Annotated in this window: 17 protein-coding genes; 13 read left to right on the top strand and 4 right to left on the bottom strand. The window is 67.6% G+C overall.

Annotation, left to right across the window (positions count from 1 at the left end; genetic code table 11):
• Nucleotides 1-13: 13 nt before the first annotated feature.
• The 13 genes from AC1DFC_RS01905 to mnhG all read left to right on the top strand — a co-directional run bounded on the left by AC1DFC_RS01905 (nucleotide 14) and on the right by mnhG (nucleotide 11,510).
• Nucleotides 14-349, top strand: a complete 336-nt coding sequence (locus AC1DFC_RS01905; RefSeq protein WP_007829364.1) for a LapA family protein — start codon at nucleotides 14-16, stop codon at nucleotides 347-349.
• Nucleotides 339-1,508, top strand: coding sequence for a lipopolysaccharide assembly protein LapB (gene lapB / locus AC1DFC_RS01900; RefSeq protein WP_413331321.1), 1,170 nt, complete (start codon nucleotides 339-341; stop codon nucleotides 1,506-1,508). Before AC1DFC_RS01905 ends, lapB begins: the two co-directional genes overlap by 11 nt.
• A 138-nt stretch (nucleotides 1,509-1,646) precedes the next feature.
• Nucleotides 1,647-1,976 carry a ComEA family DNA-binding protein gene (locus AC1DFC_RS01895; protein WP_413331322.1) on the top strand — a complete coding sequence of 110 codons (330 nt, stop codon included), beginning with the start codon at nucleotides 1,647-1,649 and terminating at the stop codon, nucleotides 1,974-1,976.
• Between the two features lie 145 nt (nucleotides 1,977-2,121).
• Nucleotides 2,122-3,090 carry a TRAP transporter substrate-binding protein gene (locus AC1DFC_RS01890; protein WP_413331324.1) on the top strand — a complete coding sequence of 323 codons (969 nt, stop codon included), beginning with the start codon at nucleotides 2,122-2,124 and terminating at the stop codon, nucleotides 3,088-3,090.
• A 21-nt stretch (nucleotides 3,091-3,111) separates the two neighbouring features.
• The gene (locus tag AC1DFC_RS01885; RefSeq protein WP_413314749.1) at nucleotides 3,112-3,621 is read left to right on the top strand and encodes a TRAP transporter small permease; all 510 of its coding nucleotides are present in this window, start codon (nucleotides 3,112-3,114) and stop codon (nucleotides 3,619-3,621) included.
• Complete coding sequence (locus AC1DFC_RS01880) at nucleotides 3,614-4,915, top strand: TRAP transporter large permease (protein WP_413314750.1); 1,302 nt, start codon at nucleotides 3,614-3,616, stop codon at nucleotides 4,913-4,915. Before AC1DFC_RS01885 ends, AC1DFC_RS01880 begins: the two co-directional genes overlap by 8 nt.
• A gap of 31 nt (nucleotides 4,916-4,946) precedes the next feature.
• Entirely contained in the window at nucleotides 4,947-5,327 is a 381-nt protein-coding gene (gene crcB / locus AC1DFC_RS01875) for a fluoride efflux transporter CrcB (protein WP_413314751.1), read from the top strand.
• Between the two features lie 77 nt (nucleotides 5,328-5,404).
• The gene (locus tag AC1DFC_RS01870; RefSeq protein ID WP_413331325.1) at nucleotides 5,405-8,344 is read left to right on the top strand and encodes a monovalent cation/H+ antiporter subunit A; all 2,940 of its coding nucleotides are present in this window, start codon (nucleotides 5,405-5,407) and stop codon (nucleotides 8,342-8,344) included.
• Nucleotides 8,344-8,694, top strand: a complete 351-nt coding sequence (locus AC1DFC_RS01865) for a Na+/H+ antiporter subunit C (protein WP_007829346.1) — start codon at nucleotides 8,344-8,346, stop codon at nucleotides 8,692-8,694. The genes AC1DFC_RS01870 and AC1DFC_RS01865 overlap by 1 nt, the downstream gene beginning before the upstream one ends.
• Nucleotides 8,695-8,735: 41 nt before the next feature.
• The gene (locus AC1DFC_RS01860) at nucleotides 8,736-10,394 is read left to right on the top strand and encodes a monovalent cation/H+ antiporter subunit D (RefSeq protein ID WP_478178689.1); all 1,659 of its coding nucleotides are present in this window, start codon (nucleotides 8,736-8,738) and stop codon (nucleotides 10,392-10,394) included.
• Nucleotides 10,391-10,882 carry a Na+/H+ antiporter subunit E gene (locus AC1DFC_RS01855; RefSeq protein WP_478178613.1) on the top strand — a complete coding sequence of 164 codons (492 nt, stop codon included), beginning with the start codon at nucleotides 10,391-10,393 and terminating at the stop codon, nucleotides 10,880-10,882. Before AC1DFC_RS01860 ends, AC1DFC_RS01855 begins: the two co-directional genes overlap by 4 nt.
• The gene (locus AC1DFC_RS01850) at nucleotides 10,879-11,157 is read left to right on the top strand and encodes a K+/H+ antiporter subunit F (protein ID WP_007829342.1); all 279 of its coding nucleotides are present in this window, start codon (nucleotides 10,879-10,881) and stop codon (nucleotides 11,155-11,157) included. The genes AC1DFC_RS01855 and AC1DFC_RS01850 overlap by 4 nt, the downstream gene beginning before the upstream one ends.
• Entirely contained in the window at nucleotides 11,154-11,510 is a 357-nt protein-coding gene (gene mnhG / locus AC1DFC_RS01845; RefSeq protein WP_007829341.1) for a monovalent cation/H(+) antiporter subunit G, read from the top strand. The genes AC1DFC_RS01850 and mnhG overlap by 4 nt, the downstream gene beginning before the upstream one ends.
• Before the next feature lie 98 nt (nucleotides 11,511-11,608).
• Here mnhG and AC1DFC_RS01840 read toward each other — a convergent pair whose 3' ends face one another.
• From AC1DFC_RS01840 to AC1DFC_RS01825, 4 genes are read right to left on the bottom strand one after another with little or no spacing between them, the layout of a single operon-like run.
• A complete protein-coding gene (locus AC1DFC_RS01840) occupies nucleotides 11,609-12,622 on the bottom strand; it encodes an XdhC family protein (protein WP_007829339.1) in 1,014 nt (337 codons plus the stop codon).
• Nucleotides 12,623-12,639: 17 nt separating this feature from the next.
• On the bottom strand, nucleotides 12,640-13,248 hold the full coding sequence (locus AC1DFC_RS01835; RefSeq protein WP_478178612.1) for a CoxG family protein: 609 nt from the start codon (nucleotides 13,246-13,248) through the stop codon (nucleotides 12,640-12,642).
• A gap of 33 nt (nucleotides 13,249-13,281) precedes the next feature.
• On the bottom strand, nucleotides 13,282-14,496 hold the full coding sequence (locus AC1DFC_RS01830; RefSeq protein ID WP_478178611.1) for a vWA domain-containing protein: 1,215 nt from the start codon (nucleotides 14,494-14,496) through the stop codon (nucleotides 13,282-13,284).
• 30 nt (nucleotides 14,497-14,526) lie between these two features.
• Complete coding sequence (locus AC1DFC_RS01825; protein ID WP_007829333.1) at nucleotides 14,527-15,429, bottom strand: AAA family ATPase; 903 nt, start codon at nucleotides 15,427-15,429, stop codon at nucleotides 14,527-14,529.
• Nucleotides 15,430-15,495: the final 66 nt, after the last annotated feature.

Raw genomic sequence — 15,495 nt, 5'->3', positions numbered from 1 at the left:
AACGGGAACGTGCATGAAATACCTCCTGTGGCTGCTCAAGGCAGCCATTTTTTTTACGCTCTTTGCTTTCGCGCTGAACAACCAGCACGACGCAACCGTCTATTTCTTCTTCGGCACCTACTGGCGCGCGCCGTTGGTGCTCGTCGTGCTCGCGGCCTTCGCCGGCGGGCTCGTGGTGGGCGCGCTCGGCATGCTGCCGGGCTGGTGGAAGCATCGCACCGCAGCGGCGCAACTGCCCGCCGCCTCCGAGGCCCAGCCATCCGCGCCGTCGGTCGCCACGAGCACTCCTGCATCGGCGCCGTCCATCTCCGCCACCGACCTTCCCGCCGTACGTCAACATGGACTTTGATCCCAGCTGGCTGTTGATCAGCCTGCCCGTCGCCTTCGTGCTGGGCTGGCTCGCATCGCGCTTCGACATCCGCCAGCTCAAGCTCGAAAACAGGCAAGCACCCAAGGCCTACTTCCGCGGTCTCAACTTCCTGCTCAACGAGCAGCAGGATCAGGCCATCGACGCCTTCATCGAGGCCGTGCAGAACGACCCCGACACGCAGGAGCTGCACTTCGCGCTCGGCAATCTCTTTCGCCGCCGCGGCGAGTACCAGCGCGCGGTGCGCGTGCACGAGCACCTGCTGGGCCGAGGCGACCTGAGCCGCAGCGACCGCGAACGCGCGCAGCACGCGCTGGCACAGGACTTCCTGCGCGCCGGCCTGCTCGACCGCGCCGAAGCCGCACTGCAGAAGCTCGAAGGCACGCGCTACGAGAACGAGGCGCGGCTGTCTCTGCTGGCCATCTACGAGCGCTCGCGCGAATGGGCGCAGGCCGCCGACGTAGCGCAGAAGCTCGACGAGTCCGACCAGGCCAGCTACAGCACGCGCCGCGCGCATCACCTCTGCGAGCAGGCGACCGAGCACGTGGCGGCAGGCGACCTGTCGAGCGCGGCGAAGCTGCTCGCGCAGGCCGTTGAACTTGCGCCGCAAGCACCGCGCCCCGCCATCGACACAGCCAACCTGCAGTTGCGCAAAGGCGAAGCGGCCGCGGCCTTCGACACGCTCGTGGCCCTGAGCGACACGGCGCCGCTGGCGCTGCCGCTCTATGCGGCCACACTGCAGCAGGCCGCCGTGGCCGCGCACCGCCAAGGCGAGGCGCTCGCGCTGCTGCAACGCCGCTACGTGGAGTCGCCGTCGATCGACGTGCTCGAAGCACTGATGGCGCTCGGTGGCACACCGACCGCCACCACCGAAGAACCCAACCCCACGCCGCGCGATGGCTACATCGCACATCTTGCACAGCAGCCCTCGCTGGTCGCTGCCTCGCGCTGGCTCGCGGGCGAACACTTCGAACACCAGCAGTTCCATCCGCAGGTGCAGCGCGCGCTCGACCAGGCTACGCGGCCACTCATGCGCTATCGCTGCGCTGCTTGCGGCTTCGAGGCGCACCAGTACTTCTGGCACTGCCCCGGCTGCCAGGCCTGGGACAGCTATCCGCCGCGCCGCGTCGAAGAACTCTGATCACATTTTTGAACAATGGTCACGTGGCGGCCGGTGCGGCTTCCACGGGTCAACGCGCTTCTTTTGTGCCTCGTTGAGCCTGGGCCGGCGCTCTTGTCGGCTGTCAGTCATATCAACAAGACAAAGGGAGTTCCCATCATGTTCAAGAAAATCCTGGCCGCGACGGCCATGCTGTTCGCGGCCGTTTCGTTCGCCGCCGTCGACGTCAACAAGGGCACGGCCGCCGATCTCGACGGTGTCAAGGGCGTCGGCCCTTCCATGTCCAAGCGCATTCTCGACGCGCGCAAGGAAGGCGAGTTCAAGGACTGGCCCGACCTCATGCAGCGCGTGAAGGGCGTCAAGGAAAAGAAGGCCGCCAAGCTGTCAGCCGAAGGCCTGACGGTCAATGGCCAGGCCTTCGGTGGAGCGGCAGCTGCCGCTCCCAAGGAAGGCAAGACAGGCAAGGTAGCCAAGGCCGCCAAGCCCTGATTTCCTACCCGGTCCCATAGCAAGCAAGCCGCCTGTGGGCGGCTTTTTTCATGCATGCACCAAGGCAGGGAAATGCCTCAGGGATGGTCCGGATTTTGCTCGTATGCTCGTTTTCGTTTTCACTTTCATACGTTCCGGAGAGCTCATGAATCACAAGTTCGGCATCGCCCTCGCTGGCCTGACCCTTGGCGCCGCAGCCTTCGCGCAGACCAAGTGGGACCTGCCCACCGCCTACCCGGCGAGCAACTTCCACACCGAGAACGTCACCCAGTTCGCGAGCGACGTGGACAAGGGCAGCGGCGGCAAGCTCAAGATCACGGTGCACGCCAATGCCTCGCTGTTCAAGGCACCCGAGATCAAGCGCGCAGTGCAGGGTGGCCAGGCGCAGCTCGGCGAGATCCTCCTCGTGAACTACCAGAACGAATGGCAGCTGTTCGGTGCCGACGGCATCCCGTTCCTGGCCGACAGCTACGACGCCGCCTGGAAGCTCTACCAGGCACAGAAGCCTGTGCTCGAGAAGAAGCTGGCCGAGCAAGGCATCGTGCTGCTCTACACGGTCGCCTGGCCGCCGCAAGGCATCTTCGTGAAGAAGGAAATTGCATCGGCCGCCGACCTGAAGGGAGTGAAGTGGCGCGCCTACAGTCCCGCCACCGCGCGCATCGGCGAACTCGTCGGCGCGCAGCCCGTCACGGTGCAGCAGGCCGAGCTCTCGCAGGCCATGGCCACGGGCGTGATCGAGTCGTACATGTCCTCGGGGTCGACCGGCTACGACACCAAGACCTACGAATACATCAAGAACTTCTACGACACCCAGGCCTGGCTGCCGAAAAACGCGATGCTCATGAACAAGAAGGCCTTCGATGCGCTCGACAAGCCCACGCAGGGCGCGGTGCTCAAGGCGGCGGGGGAGGCCGAGAAGCGCGGGTGGGACCTGTCGAAGAAAAAGAACCTCGAATACCTCGACCTGCTCAAGAAGAACGGCATGACGGTGCACGTGCCCTCCGCACAGCTCAAGGCCGACATGAAGAAGGTCGGCGACACCATGCTCAAGGAGTGGACCGAGAAGGCCGGTGCCGAGGGCCAGGCCGTCGTCGACGCCTACAAGAAGATGTGAGGCGGACTCGAACTGCACCCGATGCGCAAGACACTTGACCTTCTCTACACGAGTGCCGCCGCATTGGCGGCGCTCTTCATGGTCGCCCTGCTGGCGATGGTCCTCCTGTCCATCCTCGGCCGCCAGCTTCACTTCAACATTCCCGGCATCGATGCCTACGCCGGCTACCTGATGGCCGGCGCGGGCTTCCTGGCGCTCGCGCACACGCTCAAGCGCGGGGAGCACATCCGCGTGACGCTGGTGCTGCAGACCCTGCCGCCCGCGGCGCAGCGCTGGCTCGAGCGCTGGGCGATGGCCGCCGCGGCGCTCCTCGCGCTGCTGTTCGCCTGGTACAGCGTGCGCCTTGCCTGGCAGTCGTTCGACTTCCACGACATCTCCACCGGCAACGACGCCACCCCGCTGTGGATGCCGCAACTGTCTATGGCGCTCGGCGCCATCGTCTTTGCCGTCGCGTCGCTGGACGAACTCGTGATCGAGTGGCGTGGCCGCCCCGCCAAGGCCGTCGAGACGGAGGCCCTTCGCCATGAGTGACCTCGTCGTCGCAGGCCTCCTGATCGCCGCGCTGTTCCTGATCCTCGGCAGCGGCGTCTGGATCGGCCTCACGCTCTCGGGCGTGGCATGGATCGCCATGCAGATCTTCTCGTCGCGCTCCGCCGGCGACGCCATGGCCGTGACCATCTGGGGATCGGCCTCGAGCTGGACGCTCACCGCGCTGCCGCTGTTCGTGTGGATGGGCGAGATCCTGTTTCGCACCCGTCTCTCGCAGGACATGTTCAAGGGTCTCGCACCCTGGATGCAAAGCCTGCCGGGCCGGCTGCTGCACACCAACGTGGTGGGCTGCGCGGTGTTTGCCGCGGTCTCCGGGTCGAGCGCGGCCACTTGCGCCACCATCGGCAAGATGAGCCTGCCCGAACTCAAGCGCCGCGGCTACCCCGACGACATGGTCATCGGCACGCTGGCCGGCGCGGGCACGCTCGGCCTCTTGATTCCGCCGTCGATCATCATGATCGTCTACGGGGTGAGCGCGGACGTATCGATCGCTCGGCTGTTCATCGCGGGCGTCATCCCGGGCATCATGCTTGCGCTGCTGTTCTCGGGCTACATCGTGTTCTGGGCGCTGCGCCACCCCGACCGCGTCCCGCCGGCCGACGCGAAGCTTCCTTTCATGGAAAAGCTCAAGGCCTCGATGTCGCTGATCCCGGTGGCCCTGCTCATCCTGTCGGTGCTCGGCTCCATCTATGCGGGCATCGCCACCGCCACCGAGGCGGCGGCCGTGGGCGTGGTCGGCGCGATGATCATCTCGGGCGCGCAGGGCTCGCTCACCTGGCAAAGCTTCAGGGACGCGTTGCTGGGAGCCACGCGGCTGTACTGCATGATGGCGCTGATCCTCGCGGGCGCGGCCTTCCTCACGCTGGCCATGGGCTACATCGGCCTGCCGCGGCACCTGGCCGAATGGATCGGCTCGCTGGGCCTGTCGAAGTTCCAGCTCATCCTGGCGCTGGCTGCCTTCTACATCGTGCTGGGCTGCTTCCTCGACGGCATCTCGATGGTGGTGCTGACCATGGGCGTGATCATGCCGACGGTCACAGCAGCCGGCATCGATCCGGTCTGGTTCGGCATCTTCGTCGTGCTGGTGGTCGAGATGGCGCAGATCACGCCACCCGTGGGCTTCAACCTGTTCGTGCTGCAAGGCATGACCGGCAAGGATCTGCTCTACATCGCGCGCGTCACCTTGCCGATGTTCTTCCTGATGGTCGCGGCCGTGCTGATCATCTACTTCGTGCCGCAGTTGGTGACCTGGCTGCCGCAACAGATGGCGCCCTGAAACCGCGGGGCGACGCGCCGACAATAGACGCATGCTTCTTCTACCGATTCTTGCCATCTGCATCGGCGCCTCGATCGGCGCCCTGGCCCGCTGGGGCCTTGCCCTCTGGTTGGGCATGGGCGGCCTCATGCCCTGGGGCACGCTGGCTGCCAACCTGATCGGCGGCTACCTCATCGGCGTGGCCGTTGCCACCTTCCAGCTGCTGCCCGACCTGGATCCGGTCTGGCGGCTCGCGCTGATCACCGGCTTCCTCGGCGGCCTCACCACCTTCTCGAGCTTCTCCATCGAGGTCACCACCATGCTGCTCGAAGGCCGGCTGGGCGTGGCCATGGTCACGGCCTCGGCCCACCTGGGCGGCTCGCTCTTCTTCACTTGGCTCGGCATCCGGACCGTGCGGATCTTCTCGGCTTGAACAGGGCATAAATGCGCCTTATGTCTTGCGGTTATGGATAGGGCTTCCCAAAGGGTCGATCGATAGAATCGATCCCAATGCCTCTGGTCTTTCTCGTCGCACTCCCCTTCATTGCCAGCGTGCTGGCCGCGTTGATGCCATCCAACGCGCGCAACAGGGAGTCGACCCTCGCGGGACTGGTCGCACTGGGCTGCGCGATACAGACCGCGTGGCTCTTTCCGCAGATCGCGCACGGCAACGTGCTGCGGCAGGAGATCGAATGGCTCCCGGCCCTCGGCCTCAACCTCGTGTTCCGCATGGACGGCTTCGCCTGGCTGTTCTGCATGCTTGTGCTGGGCATCGGCGCGCTGGTGGTGCTCTATGCGCGCTACTACATGTCGGCCTCCGACCCGGTGCCGCGCTTCTTCTCGTTCTTCCTCGCGTTCATGGGCGCGATGATGGGCGTGGTGCTCTCCGGCAACCTGATCCAGATGGCGCTGTTCTGGGAGCTCACCAGCCTCTTCTCCTTCCTGCTGATCGGCTACTGGCACCACCGCCGCGATGCGCGGCGCGGGGCGCGCATGGCGCTCACCGTCACCGGCGCGGGCGGGCTGTGCCTGCTGGCCGGCGTGCTGGTGCTGGGCCGCATCGTCGGAAGCTACGAGCTCGACGTGGTGCTGGCATCGGGTGACCTCATCCGCGCGCATGTGCTCTACCCGGCCGCGCTGGTGCTGGTGCTGCTCGGCGCCTTCACCAAGAGCGCGCAGTTCCCGTTCCACTTCTGGCTGCCGCGCGCCATGGCCGCGCCCACGCCGGTCTCGGCCTACCTGCATTCGGCCACCATGGTGAAACTCGGCGTGTTCCTCATGGCGCGGCTGTGGCCCGTGCTCTCGGGCACCGAGCAGTGGTTCTGGATGGTGGGCGGCGCGGGTGCGGTCACGCTGCTGCTCGGCGGCTTCATTGCCATGTTCCAGCGCGACCTGAAGGCACTGCTGGCCTATTCGACCATCTCGCATCTCGGGCTCATCACGCTGCTGCTGGGCCTCAACAGCCCGTTGGCGGCAGTGGCGGCGGTGTTCCACGTCATGAATCACGCGACCTTCAAGGCATCGCTGTTCATGGCGGCCGGCATCATCGACCACGAGAGCGGCACGCGCGACATCCGCAAGCTCAGCGGCCTGCTGCGGCTGATGCCGATCACCGGCACGCTGGCCATCATCGCCAGCGCCTCGATGGCCGGCGTGCCGCTGCTCAACGGATTCCTGTCGAAGGAGATGTTCTTCGCCGAGACGGTGTTCATCCAGTCCACGCCATGGATCGACTGGAGCCTGCCGATCATCGCCACCGTCGCGGGCGTCTTCACCGTGGCCTACTCCGCCCGCTTCGTGTTCGACGTGTTCTTCGGTCCGCCCTGCGGCCCCGACGTGCCCAGGCAACCGCATGAGCCGCCGCACTGGATGCGCGTGCCGGTCGAGCTTCTGGTGCTGCTGTGCCTGGTCGTGGGCGTGGCGCCGGCCTGGTCCATCGGCCCGCTGCTGGCGGCGGCCGCGGCGCCCGTGGTGGGCGGCACGCTGCCCGAGTACAGCCTGGCCGTATGGCACGGTTTCAACCTGCCGCTCGCGATGAGCTTCGTGGCGCTGGCGGGCGGCGCCGCGCTCTACCTGCTGCAGCGCAGCCGGCGCGCGGACGGCGGTCTCACGCACACGCCGCTGCTGCACCGCTTCGACGGCCAGACCATCTTCGAACACCTGCTCGCGCTGCTGAGCGAGGCGGGCCGGCGCAGCCGCCGCCTGCTCGGCACGCGGCGCATGCAGTGGCAGTTGCTGCTGCTGGTTGTCGTGGCCATCGCGGGCGCCGCGGCCTCGCTGTGGGCCACGCCCGCTGCGCCCGGCACGCGCGAGCTGCTGCCCTTCTCGCCGATGTTCGCCATGACCTGGATCATCGGCGGCACCTGCGCGCTGGCCGCCGCGTGGCAGGCCAAGTTCCACCGGCTCGCGGCGCTGATGCTGGCTTCGGGCGCCGGGCTTGTCTCGTGCGTGACCTACATCTGGTTCTCCGCGCCCGACCTCGCGCTGACGCAGCTGGTGGTCGAGGCCGTGACCACCGTGCTGATCCTGCTGGGGCTGCGCTGGCTGCCGATGCGCAGCAAGGACGCCGTGCAGCCCGCGCGCGCACGGCTGCGGCCCTGGGGCCGGCGCGGGCGCGACCTGCTGGTGGCGACTGTCGCCGGCGGCGGCATGGCGATGCTGGCCTGGGCCATGATGACGCGCGAGTTCCCGCAGAGCATCTCGCCCTTCTTCCTTGAACGCGCGCTCACCGAAGGCGGCGGCACCAACGTGGTCAACGTGATGCTGGTCGACTTCCGGGGCTTCGACACTTTCGGCGAGATCACGGTGCTCGGCGTGGTGGCGCTCACCGTGTATGCGCTGCTGCGGCGCTTCCGCCCCGCGATCGAATCGATGGCCCTGCCCATACAGCAGCGCCTGCAGGTCGACGACGGCAGCAGCGACCTGCTGAACCCGCGCCGCGCCAAGGACACCGCCGTCGGCTACCTGATGGTGCCGGCCGTGCTGGTGCGGCTGCTGCTGCCGCTGGCGGTGCTGGTGTCGGTCTACTTCTTCATGCGCGGCCACAACGCGCCGGGCGGCGGCTTCGTCGCGGGGCTGGTGATGTCGGTGGCGCTGGTGCTGCAGTTCATCGTCTCGGGCACCGAATGGGTCGAAGAGCACTTGCGCATCTATCCGCGCCGCTGGATCGCCATCGGCCTGCTGTTCGCGCTCGCCACCGGCAGCGGTGCGGTGTTCTTCGGCTACCCCTTCCTGACCACGCACACCGCGCACGTTCACCTGCCGCTGCTGGGCGAGGTGCATGTGCCGAGCGCCCTCTTCTTCGACATCGGCGTGTTCGCGCTGGTGCTCGGCGCCACCATGCTGATCCTCACCGGGCTGGCCCATCAGTCGATACGCAGCCACCGCTGGGCCGACGAGCAAGCAGAGAGAGAGGCCGAAGCCAAGGCCGCCGCAGAGGGAGCCCGCTGATGGAAATCGTGCTCGCACTTGCCATCGGCGTGCTCACCGGCTCGGGCGTGTACATGCTGCTGCGCCCACGCACCTTCCAGGTCATCATGGGCCTGACGCTGATCTCGTACGCGGTCAATCTCTTCATCTTCAGCATGGGCCGGCTCAAGGTCGACAGCGAGCCGGTGCTCGTCCAAGGCTTCACCGCCACGCTGGCGAACACGGCCGACCCGATGCCGCAGGCCCTGGTACTGACCGCCATCGTGATCGGCTTCGCGATGACGGCGCTGTTCCTCGTGGTGATGCTCGCCTCGCGCGGCCTCACCGGCACCGACCATGTGGACGGTGAAGAGCGGCAGGAGGCAGAGTGAAGGAGATCTCCCATCTGCTCGACAGGTTGCTCGAGTTCAGCATGCCGCATTTGGTGGCGGTGCCGATCCTCGTACCCATGCTCACGGCCGCGCTCATGCTGCTGCTGGGCGAGAACCGTCGGCGCACCAAGTCGGCATTGAGCGTGGTCTCGGGCCTCGTCGGCCTGCTCGCCGCACTCGCACTGCTGCGCTGGGTCAACGCGGCCGACACCGGCGGCGGCCCCGGATCCATCGGCGTCTACCTGCCGGGCAACTGGCGCGCGCCCTTCGGCATCGTGCTGGTGGCCGACCGGCTCTCGACCATGATGGTCACGCTCACCGGCGTCATCGCATTTGCCGCATCGATCTACTCGACCTCGCGCTGGGACCGTGCGGGCGTGCATTTCCATCCGCTGCTGCAGCTGCAGCTCATGGGCCTGAACGGTGCCTTCCTCACGGGCGACCTGTTCAACCTGTTCGTCTTCTTCGAGGTCATGCTCGCAGCCTCGTACGGCCTGCTGCTGCACGGCTCCGGCCGGCTGCGCGTGCAGGCCGGGCTGCACTACGTCGCGATCAATCTCGCGGCCTCGTCGCTGTTCCTGATCGGCGCGGCCATCCTCTACGGCGTGACCGGCACGCTCAACATGGCCGACCTCGGCGTGCGCATCGCCGAACTCGCGCCGGGAGACCGCGGGCTGGTGCATGCGGCGGCAGCCATCCTCGCGACAGCCTTCTTCGCGAAGGCCGGCGCATGGCCGCTCAACTTCTGGCTGGTACCGGCCTACAGCGCGGCGGTGTCGCCCGTGGGCGCAGTGTTCGCTCTGCTGACCAAGCTCGGCATCTACACGATCCTGCGGCTGTGGACCGTGCTCTTCGCGCCCGACACCGGCGACTCGGCGGCCTTCGGGCAGGCCGCGCTGGTGGGTACCGGCCTTGCCACGCTGTTCGTCGGCGCCCTCGGCATCGTCGGCACCCAGCGGCTGTCGAACCTCGCGGGCTTCAGCGTGCTGGTGTCGGCCGGTACCCTGCTCGCGGCGCTCGGACTCGGACGGCCGGCCGTGTGGGCGGGCGCGCTGTACTACCTGCTGAGCTCCACGCTCGCGGTCAGCGCCTTCTTCCTGCTGACCGACATGATCGAACGCTGGCGCAACGCCGGCAAGAGCGTCGCACCGCACGAGGCGGCCGGCAACGCCCCCTTCCTCGCCGAAGACCTGCGCGCGCTCGACAACGTGAACCTCGACGACGAGGCGCAAGCGCTCTACGGCCGCGCGATTCCCGCCGGCGTGGCCTTCCTCGGCCTGAGCTTCGTGGGCTGCACGCTGCTGCTCGCGGGCCTGCCGCCGCTGTCAGGCTTCATCGGCAAGTTCGCGATGCTCTCGGGCTTGCTCGGCGCAAAGGCGCTCGGCACCGCCAGCTGGATCTTCCTCGCGCTGCTGATCGTCTCCGGTTTTCTCTCGCTGATCGCCCTGAGCCGCACCGGCATCCGCCATTTCTGGACGCAGCTCCACCCCACCATGCCTTCGCTGCCCGCGCTCGAAGTGCTGCCGGTGGCCGGACTTCTCGCGGCCTGCGTGGCGCTGACCGTGTGGGCCGAGCCCGTGATGCAGCACGCCAGAGCCACGGCGGAGGGCCTGAAGACCCCCACGGCTTACCGCAACGCGGTGCTGGGCGCCAGGCAGATACCGAACCCAGTGAAGAAAAAGGAAGGCACGGCCCCATGAAGCGCCTTCTGCCTTCCCCGCCGCTGTCGTTCGCGCTGTTCATTGTCTGGCTGCTGCTCAACCAGTCGCTCGATGCGGCCACGCTGCTGGCAGCCCTGGTCCTCGCCATCGCCGTGCCGTTGCTCACCGAGGGCCTGCGTCCGGCGGCGGTGCGCATGCGCCGGCCTGGCGTCGCGCTGCGGCTGTCCTTCATCGTGACCTTCGACATGCTGAAGTCGGCGTACGACGTGGCCCGCCTGCTGCTCACGCGGCGCACCTCGCGCATCGGCTCGAAGTTCGTGCAGATTCCGCTCGACATGCGCGACCCCAACGGGCTCGCGGTGCTGGCGATGATCATGTGCCTCACGCCCGGCACGGCCTGGGGCGAAGTGTCGTTCGACCGCAGCACGCTGCTGATCCACGTGTTCGACCTCGACGACGATGCTGCCTTCATTGCGCTGATCAAGCAGCGCTACGAACGCCCCCTGATGGAGATCTTCGAGCTATGACACCCATCCTCTTCTGGGCCCTGAAATTCGCGCTCTTCCTGCTGGCCGTGGCCATGCTGTGCGCGCTCTCCCGCCTGCTGATCGGCCCGAGCGCGCAGGACCGCGTGATGGCGCTCGACTGCCTCTACATCAACGGCATGCTGATGATGCTGGTGCTCGGTATCGTCTACGCGAGCAACGTCTACTTCGAGGCGGCGATGCTGATCGCGCTGTTCGGCTTCGTGGGTTCCACGGCGATGGCCAAGTTCCTGCTGCGCGGGGAGGTGATCGAATGACGGACTTCATCGCAGGCCCGCTGCCGCTGTGGGCCGAGATCGTCACCGCCGTGTTCGCCGTGCTGGGCGCAGCTTTTGCAGCCATCGGCTCGTTCGGCCTGATCCGGCTGCCCACCTTCTTCCGTCGCATCCATGCGCCCACATTGGGCGCGACGGTAGGCGTGTGGTGCATGACCGTGGCCACCATCGTGTACTTCTCGGTGCAGGGCTTCAGCCTGTTCCTGCACGCGGTGCTGATCGTGCTGTTCATCGCACTCACGGCGCCGATCACCACCATCTTCCTGATGCGCGCGGCGCTGTTCCGCGAGCGGCAGAAGGGTGGCGATGTGCCGCCTGAGGCGAAGTCGGGCTGACTTGTCTGTGTCTGCGTAGTTTCGGGGCGCGATCGTTCAGAGCAAGCGCCGCGCCCATCGTGCTCAGGGCACCCCGAATGCCCCAGACATCGGCCAGGCTACAACTGCTGCATCTCCTTGGCCCGAGCCACTTCGACTTCACGCGGCAGAGTCACCGCGTTCTTCACCGCAAGAATTTCCGCCATCACGCTCACCGCGATCTCCGGCGGTGTCTTGCTGCCGATGTAGATGCCGATGGGCCCGCGCAGCCGCGCGAGCGACTCCTCGGTCTGGTCGAAGTGCTCGATCATGCGGTCGCGCCGCGCGTCGGCGTTGCGGCGCGAGCCGATGGCGCCGACGTAGAAGGCCTCGCTCTGCAGCGCCTCGAGCAACGCCAGGTCGTCGAGCTTCGGGTCGTGCGTGAGCGCGACCACGCAGCTTCGGCGGTCGGGCTTGAAGGCCAGCACCGCGTCGTCCGGCATCTCGGTCGTGATGTGCACGCCAGACAGCGACCACGCCGTTCGGTATTCGGCGCGCGGATCGCACAGCGTCACCGCGAAGCCGCTGAACTTGGCCATCGTGGCGAGGTACTCGGCGAGCTGGCCGGCACCGATCAGCAGCATGCGGTATTCGGGGCCGAAGGTGTTGGTGAGTTCGGTGTCGTTCACCGTGAGCTCGTCGGGCGCCGTCGCTTCGGCGAGCCGAACCTCGCCGGTGGCGAGCGTCACCGTGCGCTGCATGAGCTTGCCCTGTTCCAGCTGTGCGACCAGCAGGTCGAGCGACCCGGCATCGGGCGCGTACTCGAGCAGCAGCTCCAGCGTGCCGCCGCAAGGCAGTCCGAAGCGATGCGCCTCGTCCGCGGTGATGCCGTACTTCACGAGCGCGGGCGGCGCGCCCAGCGGCACGTCCTCGCCCTTGCCGTGGGCGTGGCTGTAGCGCGCGATCAGGTCGTCCTCGATGCAGCCGCCGGAGACCGATCCCACCACCGCACCGTCTTCGGCCAGGGCCATGATCGAACCCACGGGCCGGGGCGACGAGCCCCAGGTGCGCACGACGGTCGTCAGCAGCGCGCGTTTGCCGGCACGCCGCCAGTCACGCAGCGTGCGCAGCACCATGACGTCGAGATTTTCCATAGCGCGGTTCGCCCCCCTCAGCCGGCGCCGCCGGTCGCGGCGGTGTCGTCTTTCTTGCCGAGGCCGATCTTCTTCATGAGGCCGGACATCATGCCGCTCTTCTCGGCCGTCGCCTCGGCGCTGGCGGCTTCCTCGGCCGGCGCAGGCGGGGGGCCATAGCGGCTCTGCATCTCGGCCTCGAAGCGCTTGAAGAAATCATCTGCGGTCGACTTGGCAGCGCCGTCGATCAGGCGTTGGCCAAGTTGGGCAATCTTGCCGCCGACCTGTGCCTGCACGGTGTAGTCGAGCTCGCAGCCGGCAACCGGCGGCGTCGCGGCCTCCGCTTCGGCCACCGGCTTGAGCGTGACGCTCGACGAGCCCTTGGCAAAGCCCGCCACACCGCCCTGCCCCTCGAAGGTGAGCTTGTAGCCATCGGGTGCGACGATGTCCGACAGCACCACCTTGCCGTTGAACTTGGCCGAGACCGGACCGATCTTGAGCGCGAGGGCAACGCTGTACTGGTTGTCGCCCGTGAGCTCGAACTTGTCGCAGCCGGGGATGCATTTCTTCAGCGTCTCGGGGTCGTTGAGCGCGTCCCATGCCTGTTGTTGGGTGATGCCGAGGCGGCGGTTTCCGAGCATTTCCATGGTGGTTTCCTTTTGCTTCCTTCCTGGGCAACGCTAGCGGCCGGACCGCATCAAGGCGGCCAGGCTCGCGGCGAGCTGTTCGAGTGCGCTGAGATTGTGAACCGCCAGCATCGCATCTGCTTGCCGGTGCAGCACGCCGGCCCCACGCGCCAGAGGGGCGTAGCCCTCGAAACGCAGCAAGGGGTTGAGCCACAGCAGGCGGCGCGAATGGCGCTTGAGCCACAGCAGCTCCTGCTCCAGCAGCGATGGCTCGCCGGTGTCGAGCCCGTCGCTGATCACCAGCACCAGTGTGCGGCGCCCGGTCAGGCGGCGGGCGTGGGCGCGGCGCAGTTCGGCCAGGGAACTGCCGAGCCGGGTGCCGCCTGCGAAGTCGTCTATGGCGAGGCTGGCTGCACTGAGCATGGCATCGGTGTCGGCGAGCCGGAAGGCGGGGGTCAGGTCGGTCAGGCGGGTGCCGAAGGCGAACACGTCGCGGCGCCCCGCCCGGCGCGTCGCAGCATGAAGGAACGCCAGAAGCAGCCGTGCATAGCGCTCCATCGAGCCCGACACATCGACCAGCACCAGCAGCGGCAGGGGCTGCTGACGCCGCGCGAGCCTGGGCAGCCGCAGGATCTCGCCACCGGTGCGCGCCGCCTCGTGCAGCACGCCCGGCCAATGCATGCGCGCATGCTGCTGGCCCGCATCGCCGGCCACGCGCAGGCGGCGTGACGGCAGTTCGGGAATGGGCAATCGGATGTCGCGCGCCAGCCGTTCGACGAGGCGGTATTCGGACGCGCCGAGCGCGTTGAAGTCCGCATGCTGCAGGCGCTGGCGATCGCTCGACGTCATGGCGGCGTCGAACTCGATCTCGCGGTCGGGCTTTGCCGGCTCGGCTGGCCTGGCGGGGCTGCGCGGTGCGGTAAGCGCTTCGCGCACGCGCGGCCGGCGCTTCGAGGGCTCGGCCTTGCCTTCGGCACTCGGCAGCATCTGCGCGAGCAGCTTGTTGGCCAGTTCCGGGTCGCGGAACCATGCGTCGAAGAGTTCGCGGAACACCATGCGGTCCTGCTCGCGGCTCACCATCACGGCTTCCATCGCGGCGCCCAGGTCGAGCCTGTCGTCCACGCCCACCAGCGTGGCCGCCTCGGCAGCCAGCGCGATGCGCATGGCATCGGTACGCACGCCGGCACGGCGCAGGGCACGGCCGAAGGCGGCGATGTTGCCGGTGAGCTTGCCGCCGCGGACATCGCCGAGTTGCTGGATTCCGGCCATGCGAAATCGCTGTCTGGAACAGGGACGCGCTCAGCGCGCGACCGGCTCCTCGGGTTTGAGCAGATCCGATGCCAGCTCCCGCGTGAGCGCCGCCACGTCGTCGCGCTGCTTGAACAGGATGCCGGCGGTATCCACCACCACTTCGGGGTCGAGCTCGACGGTGTCGAGCGCGATCAGCGCCCTCGCCCATTCGACGCTCTCGGCAATGCCGGGCGCACGCTGGAAGGCGTTGACGAAGGGCGCATCGCGCAGCCGTGCGACGAAGGCCGCCACCTGCGCCGACAGCTTCTCGCCGGCCTGCGGCACCTGCGCGCGCACGATGGCCAGCTCGCGCTCGCGCTCCGGGTAGTCGAGCCAGTGATACAGGCAGCGGCGCTTGACCGCGTCATTGAGCTCGCGCGTGCGGTTGCTCGTGAGGATGGTCACGGGCGGCACCACGGCGCGCACCGTGCCCAGTTCGGGAATGCTCACCTGGTACTCGCCCAGGTATTCGAGCAGGAAGGCCTCGAACGGCTCGTCGGCGCGGTCCACCTCGTCGATCAGCAGCACGGCACCGGGCAGCGGCGTCTGCAGCGCCTGCAGCAGCGGGCGGCGGATCAGGTAGTGCGGCTGGTAGACCTCGGCCTCCACATCGCGCGCCGCGCCGGTGGCCTCGGCGGCGCGCATGTGCAGCAGCTGCGCGGCGTAGTTCCATTCGTAGAGCGCCTCGCGCTGCTCCAGGCCGTCGTAGCACTGCAGGCGCAGCAGCTCGCGGCTCAGCGCAGTCGACAGCGCCTTCGCCAGTTCGGTCTTGCCGACCCCGGGCTCTCCTTCGAGCAGCAGCGGGCGCTGCAGCTTGAGCGCGAGGAAAACGGCCGTGGCCAGCCGGCGGTCGGCAAAGTAGCCGGCCTGCATCAAACCTTCGGAGAGGGAATCGATGGTCGGGAAGATCATGGCGAAGCGTAGCGGAAGACGCGAGGCTGTCGCGTCTTCCGTTGAGCGAACAACAACCCCGGCTTC

This window comes from Variovorax sp. 10L421 (assembly GCF_056395365.1).
Note: the sequence above shows the minus strand (reverse complement) of the source record. Positions and strands in the feature narration are given on the sequence as shown.

Bases quoted from the DNA above. Each gene is read 5' to 3' on its own strand.
- AC1DFC_RS01905 (WP_007829364.1), top strand. From the start codon at position 14: ATGAAATACCTCCTGTGGCTGCTCAAGGCAGCCATTTTTTTTACGCTC.
- lapB (WP_413331321.1), top strand. From the start codon at position 339: ATGGACTTTGATCCCAGCTGGCTGTTGATCAGCCTGCCCGTCGCCTTC.
- AC1DFC_RS01895 (WP_413331322.1), top strand. From the start codon at position 1,647: ATGTTCAAGAAAATCCTGGCCGCGACGGCCATGCTGTTCGCGGCCGTT.
- AC1DFC_RS01890 (WP_413331324.1), top strand. From the start codon at position 2,122: ATGAATCACAAGTTCGGCATCGCCCTCGCTGGCCTGACCCTTGGCGCC.
- AC1DFC_RS01885 (WP_413314749.1), top strand. From the start codon at position 3,112: ATGCGCAAGACACTTGACCTTCTCTACACGAGTGCCGCCGCATTGGCG.
- AC1DFC_RS01880 (WP_413314750.1), top strand. From the start codon at position 3,614: ATGAGTGACCTCGTCGTCGCAGGCCTCCTGATCGCCGCGCTGTTCCTG.
- crcB (WP_413314751.1), top strand. From the start codon at position 4,947: ATGCTTCTTCTACCGATTCTTGCCATCTGCATCGGCGCCTCGATCGGC.
- AC1DFC_RS01870 (WP_413331325.1), top strand. From the start codon at position 5,405: ATGCCTCTGGTCTTTCTCGTCGCACTCCCCTTCATTGCCAGCGTGCTG.
- AC1DFC_RS01865 (WP_007829346.1), top strand. From the start codon at position 8,344: ATGGAAATCGTGCTCGCACTTGCCATCGGCGTGCTCACCGGCTCGGGC.
- AC1DFC_RS01860 (WP_478178689.1), top strand. From the start codon at position 8,736: ATGCCGCATTTGGTGGCGGTGCCGATCCTCGTACCCATGCTCACGGCC.
- AC1DFC_RS01855 (WP_478178613.1), top strand. From the start codon at position 10,391: ATGAAGCGCCTTCTGCCTTCCCCGCCGCTGTCGTTCGCGCTGTTCATT.
- AC1DFC_RS01850 (WP_007829342.1), top strand. From the start codon at position 10,879: ATGACACCCATCCTCTTCTGGGCCCTGAAATTCGCGCTCTTCCTGCTG.
- mnhG (WP_007829341.1), top strand. From the start codon at position 11,154: ATGACGGACTTCATCGCAGGCCCGCTGCCGCTGTGGGCCGAGATCGTC.
- AC1DFC_RS01840 (WP_007829339.1), bottom strand. From the start codon at position 12,622: ATGGAAAATCTCGACGTCATGGTGCTGCGCACGCTGCGTGACTGGCGG.
- AC1DFC_RS01835 (WP_478178612.1), bottom strand. From the start codon at position 13,248: ATGGAAATGCTCGGAAACCGCCGCCTCGGCATCACCCAACAACAGGCA.
- AC1DFC_RS01830 (WP_478178611.1), bottom strand. From the start codon at position 14,496: ATGGCCGGAATCCAGCAACTCGGCGATGTCCGCGGCGGCAAGCTCACC.
- AC1DFC_RS01825 (WP_007829333.1), bottom strand. From the start codon at position 15,429: ATGATCTTCCCGACCATCGATTCCCTCTCCGAAGGTTTGATGCAGGCC.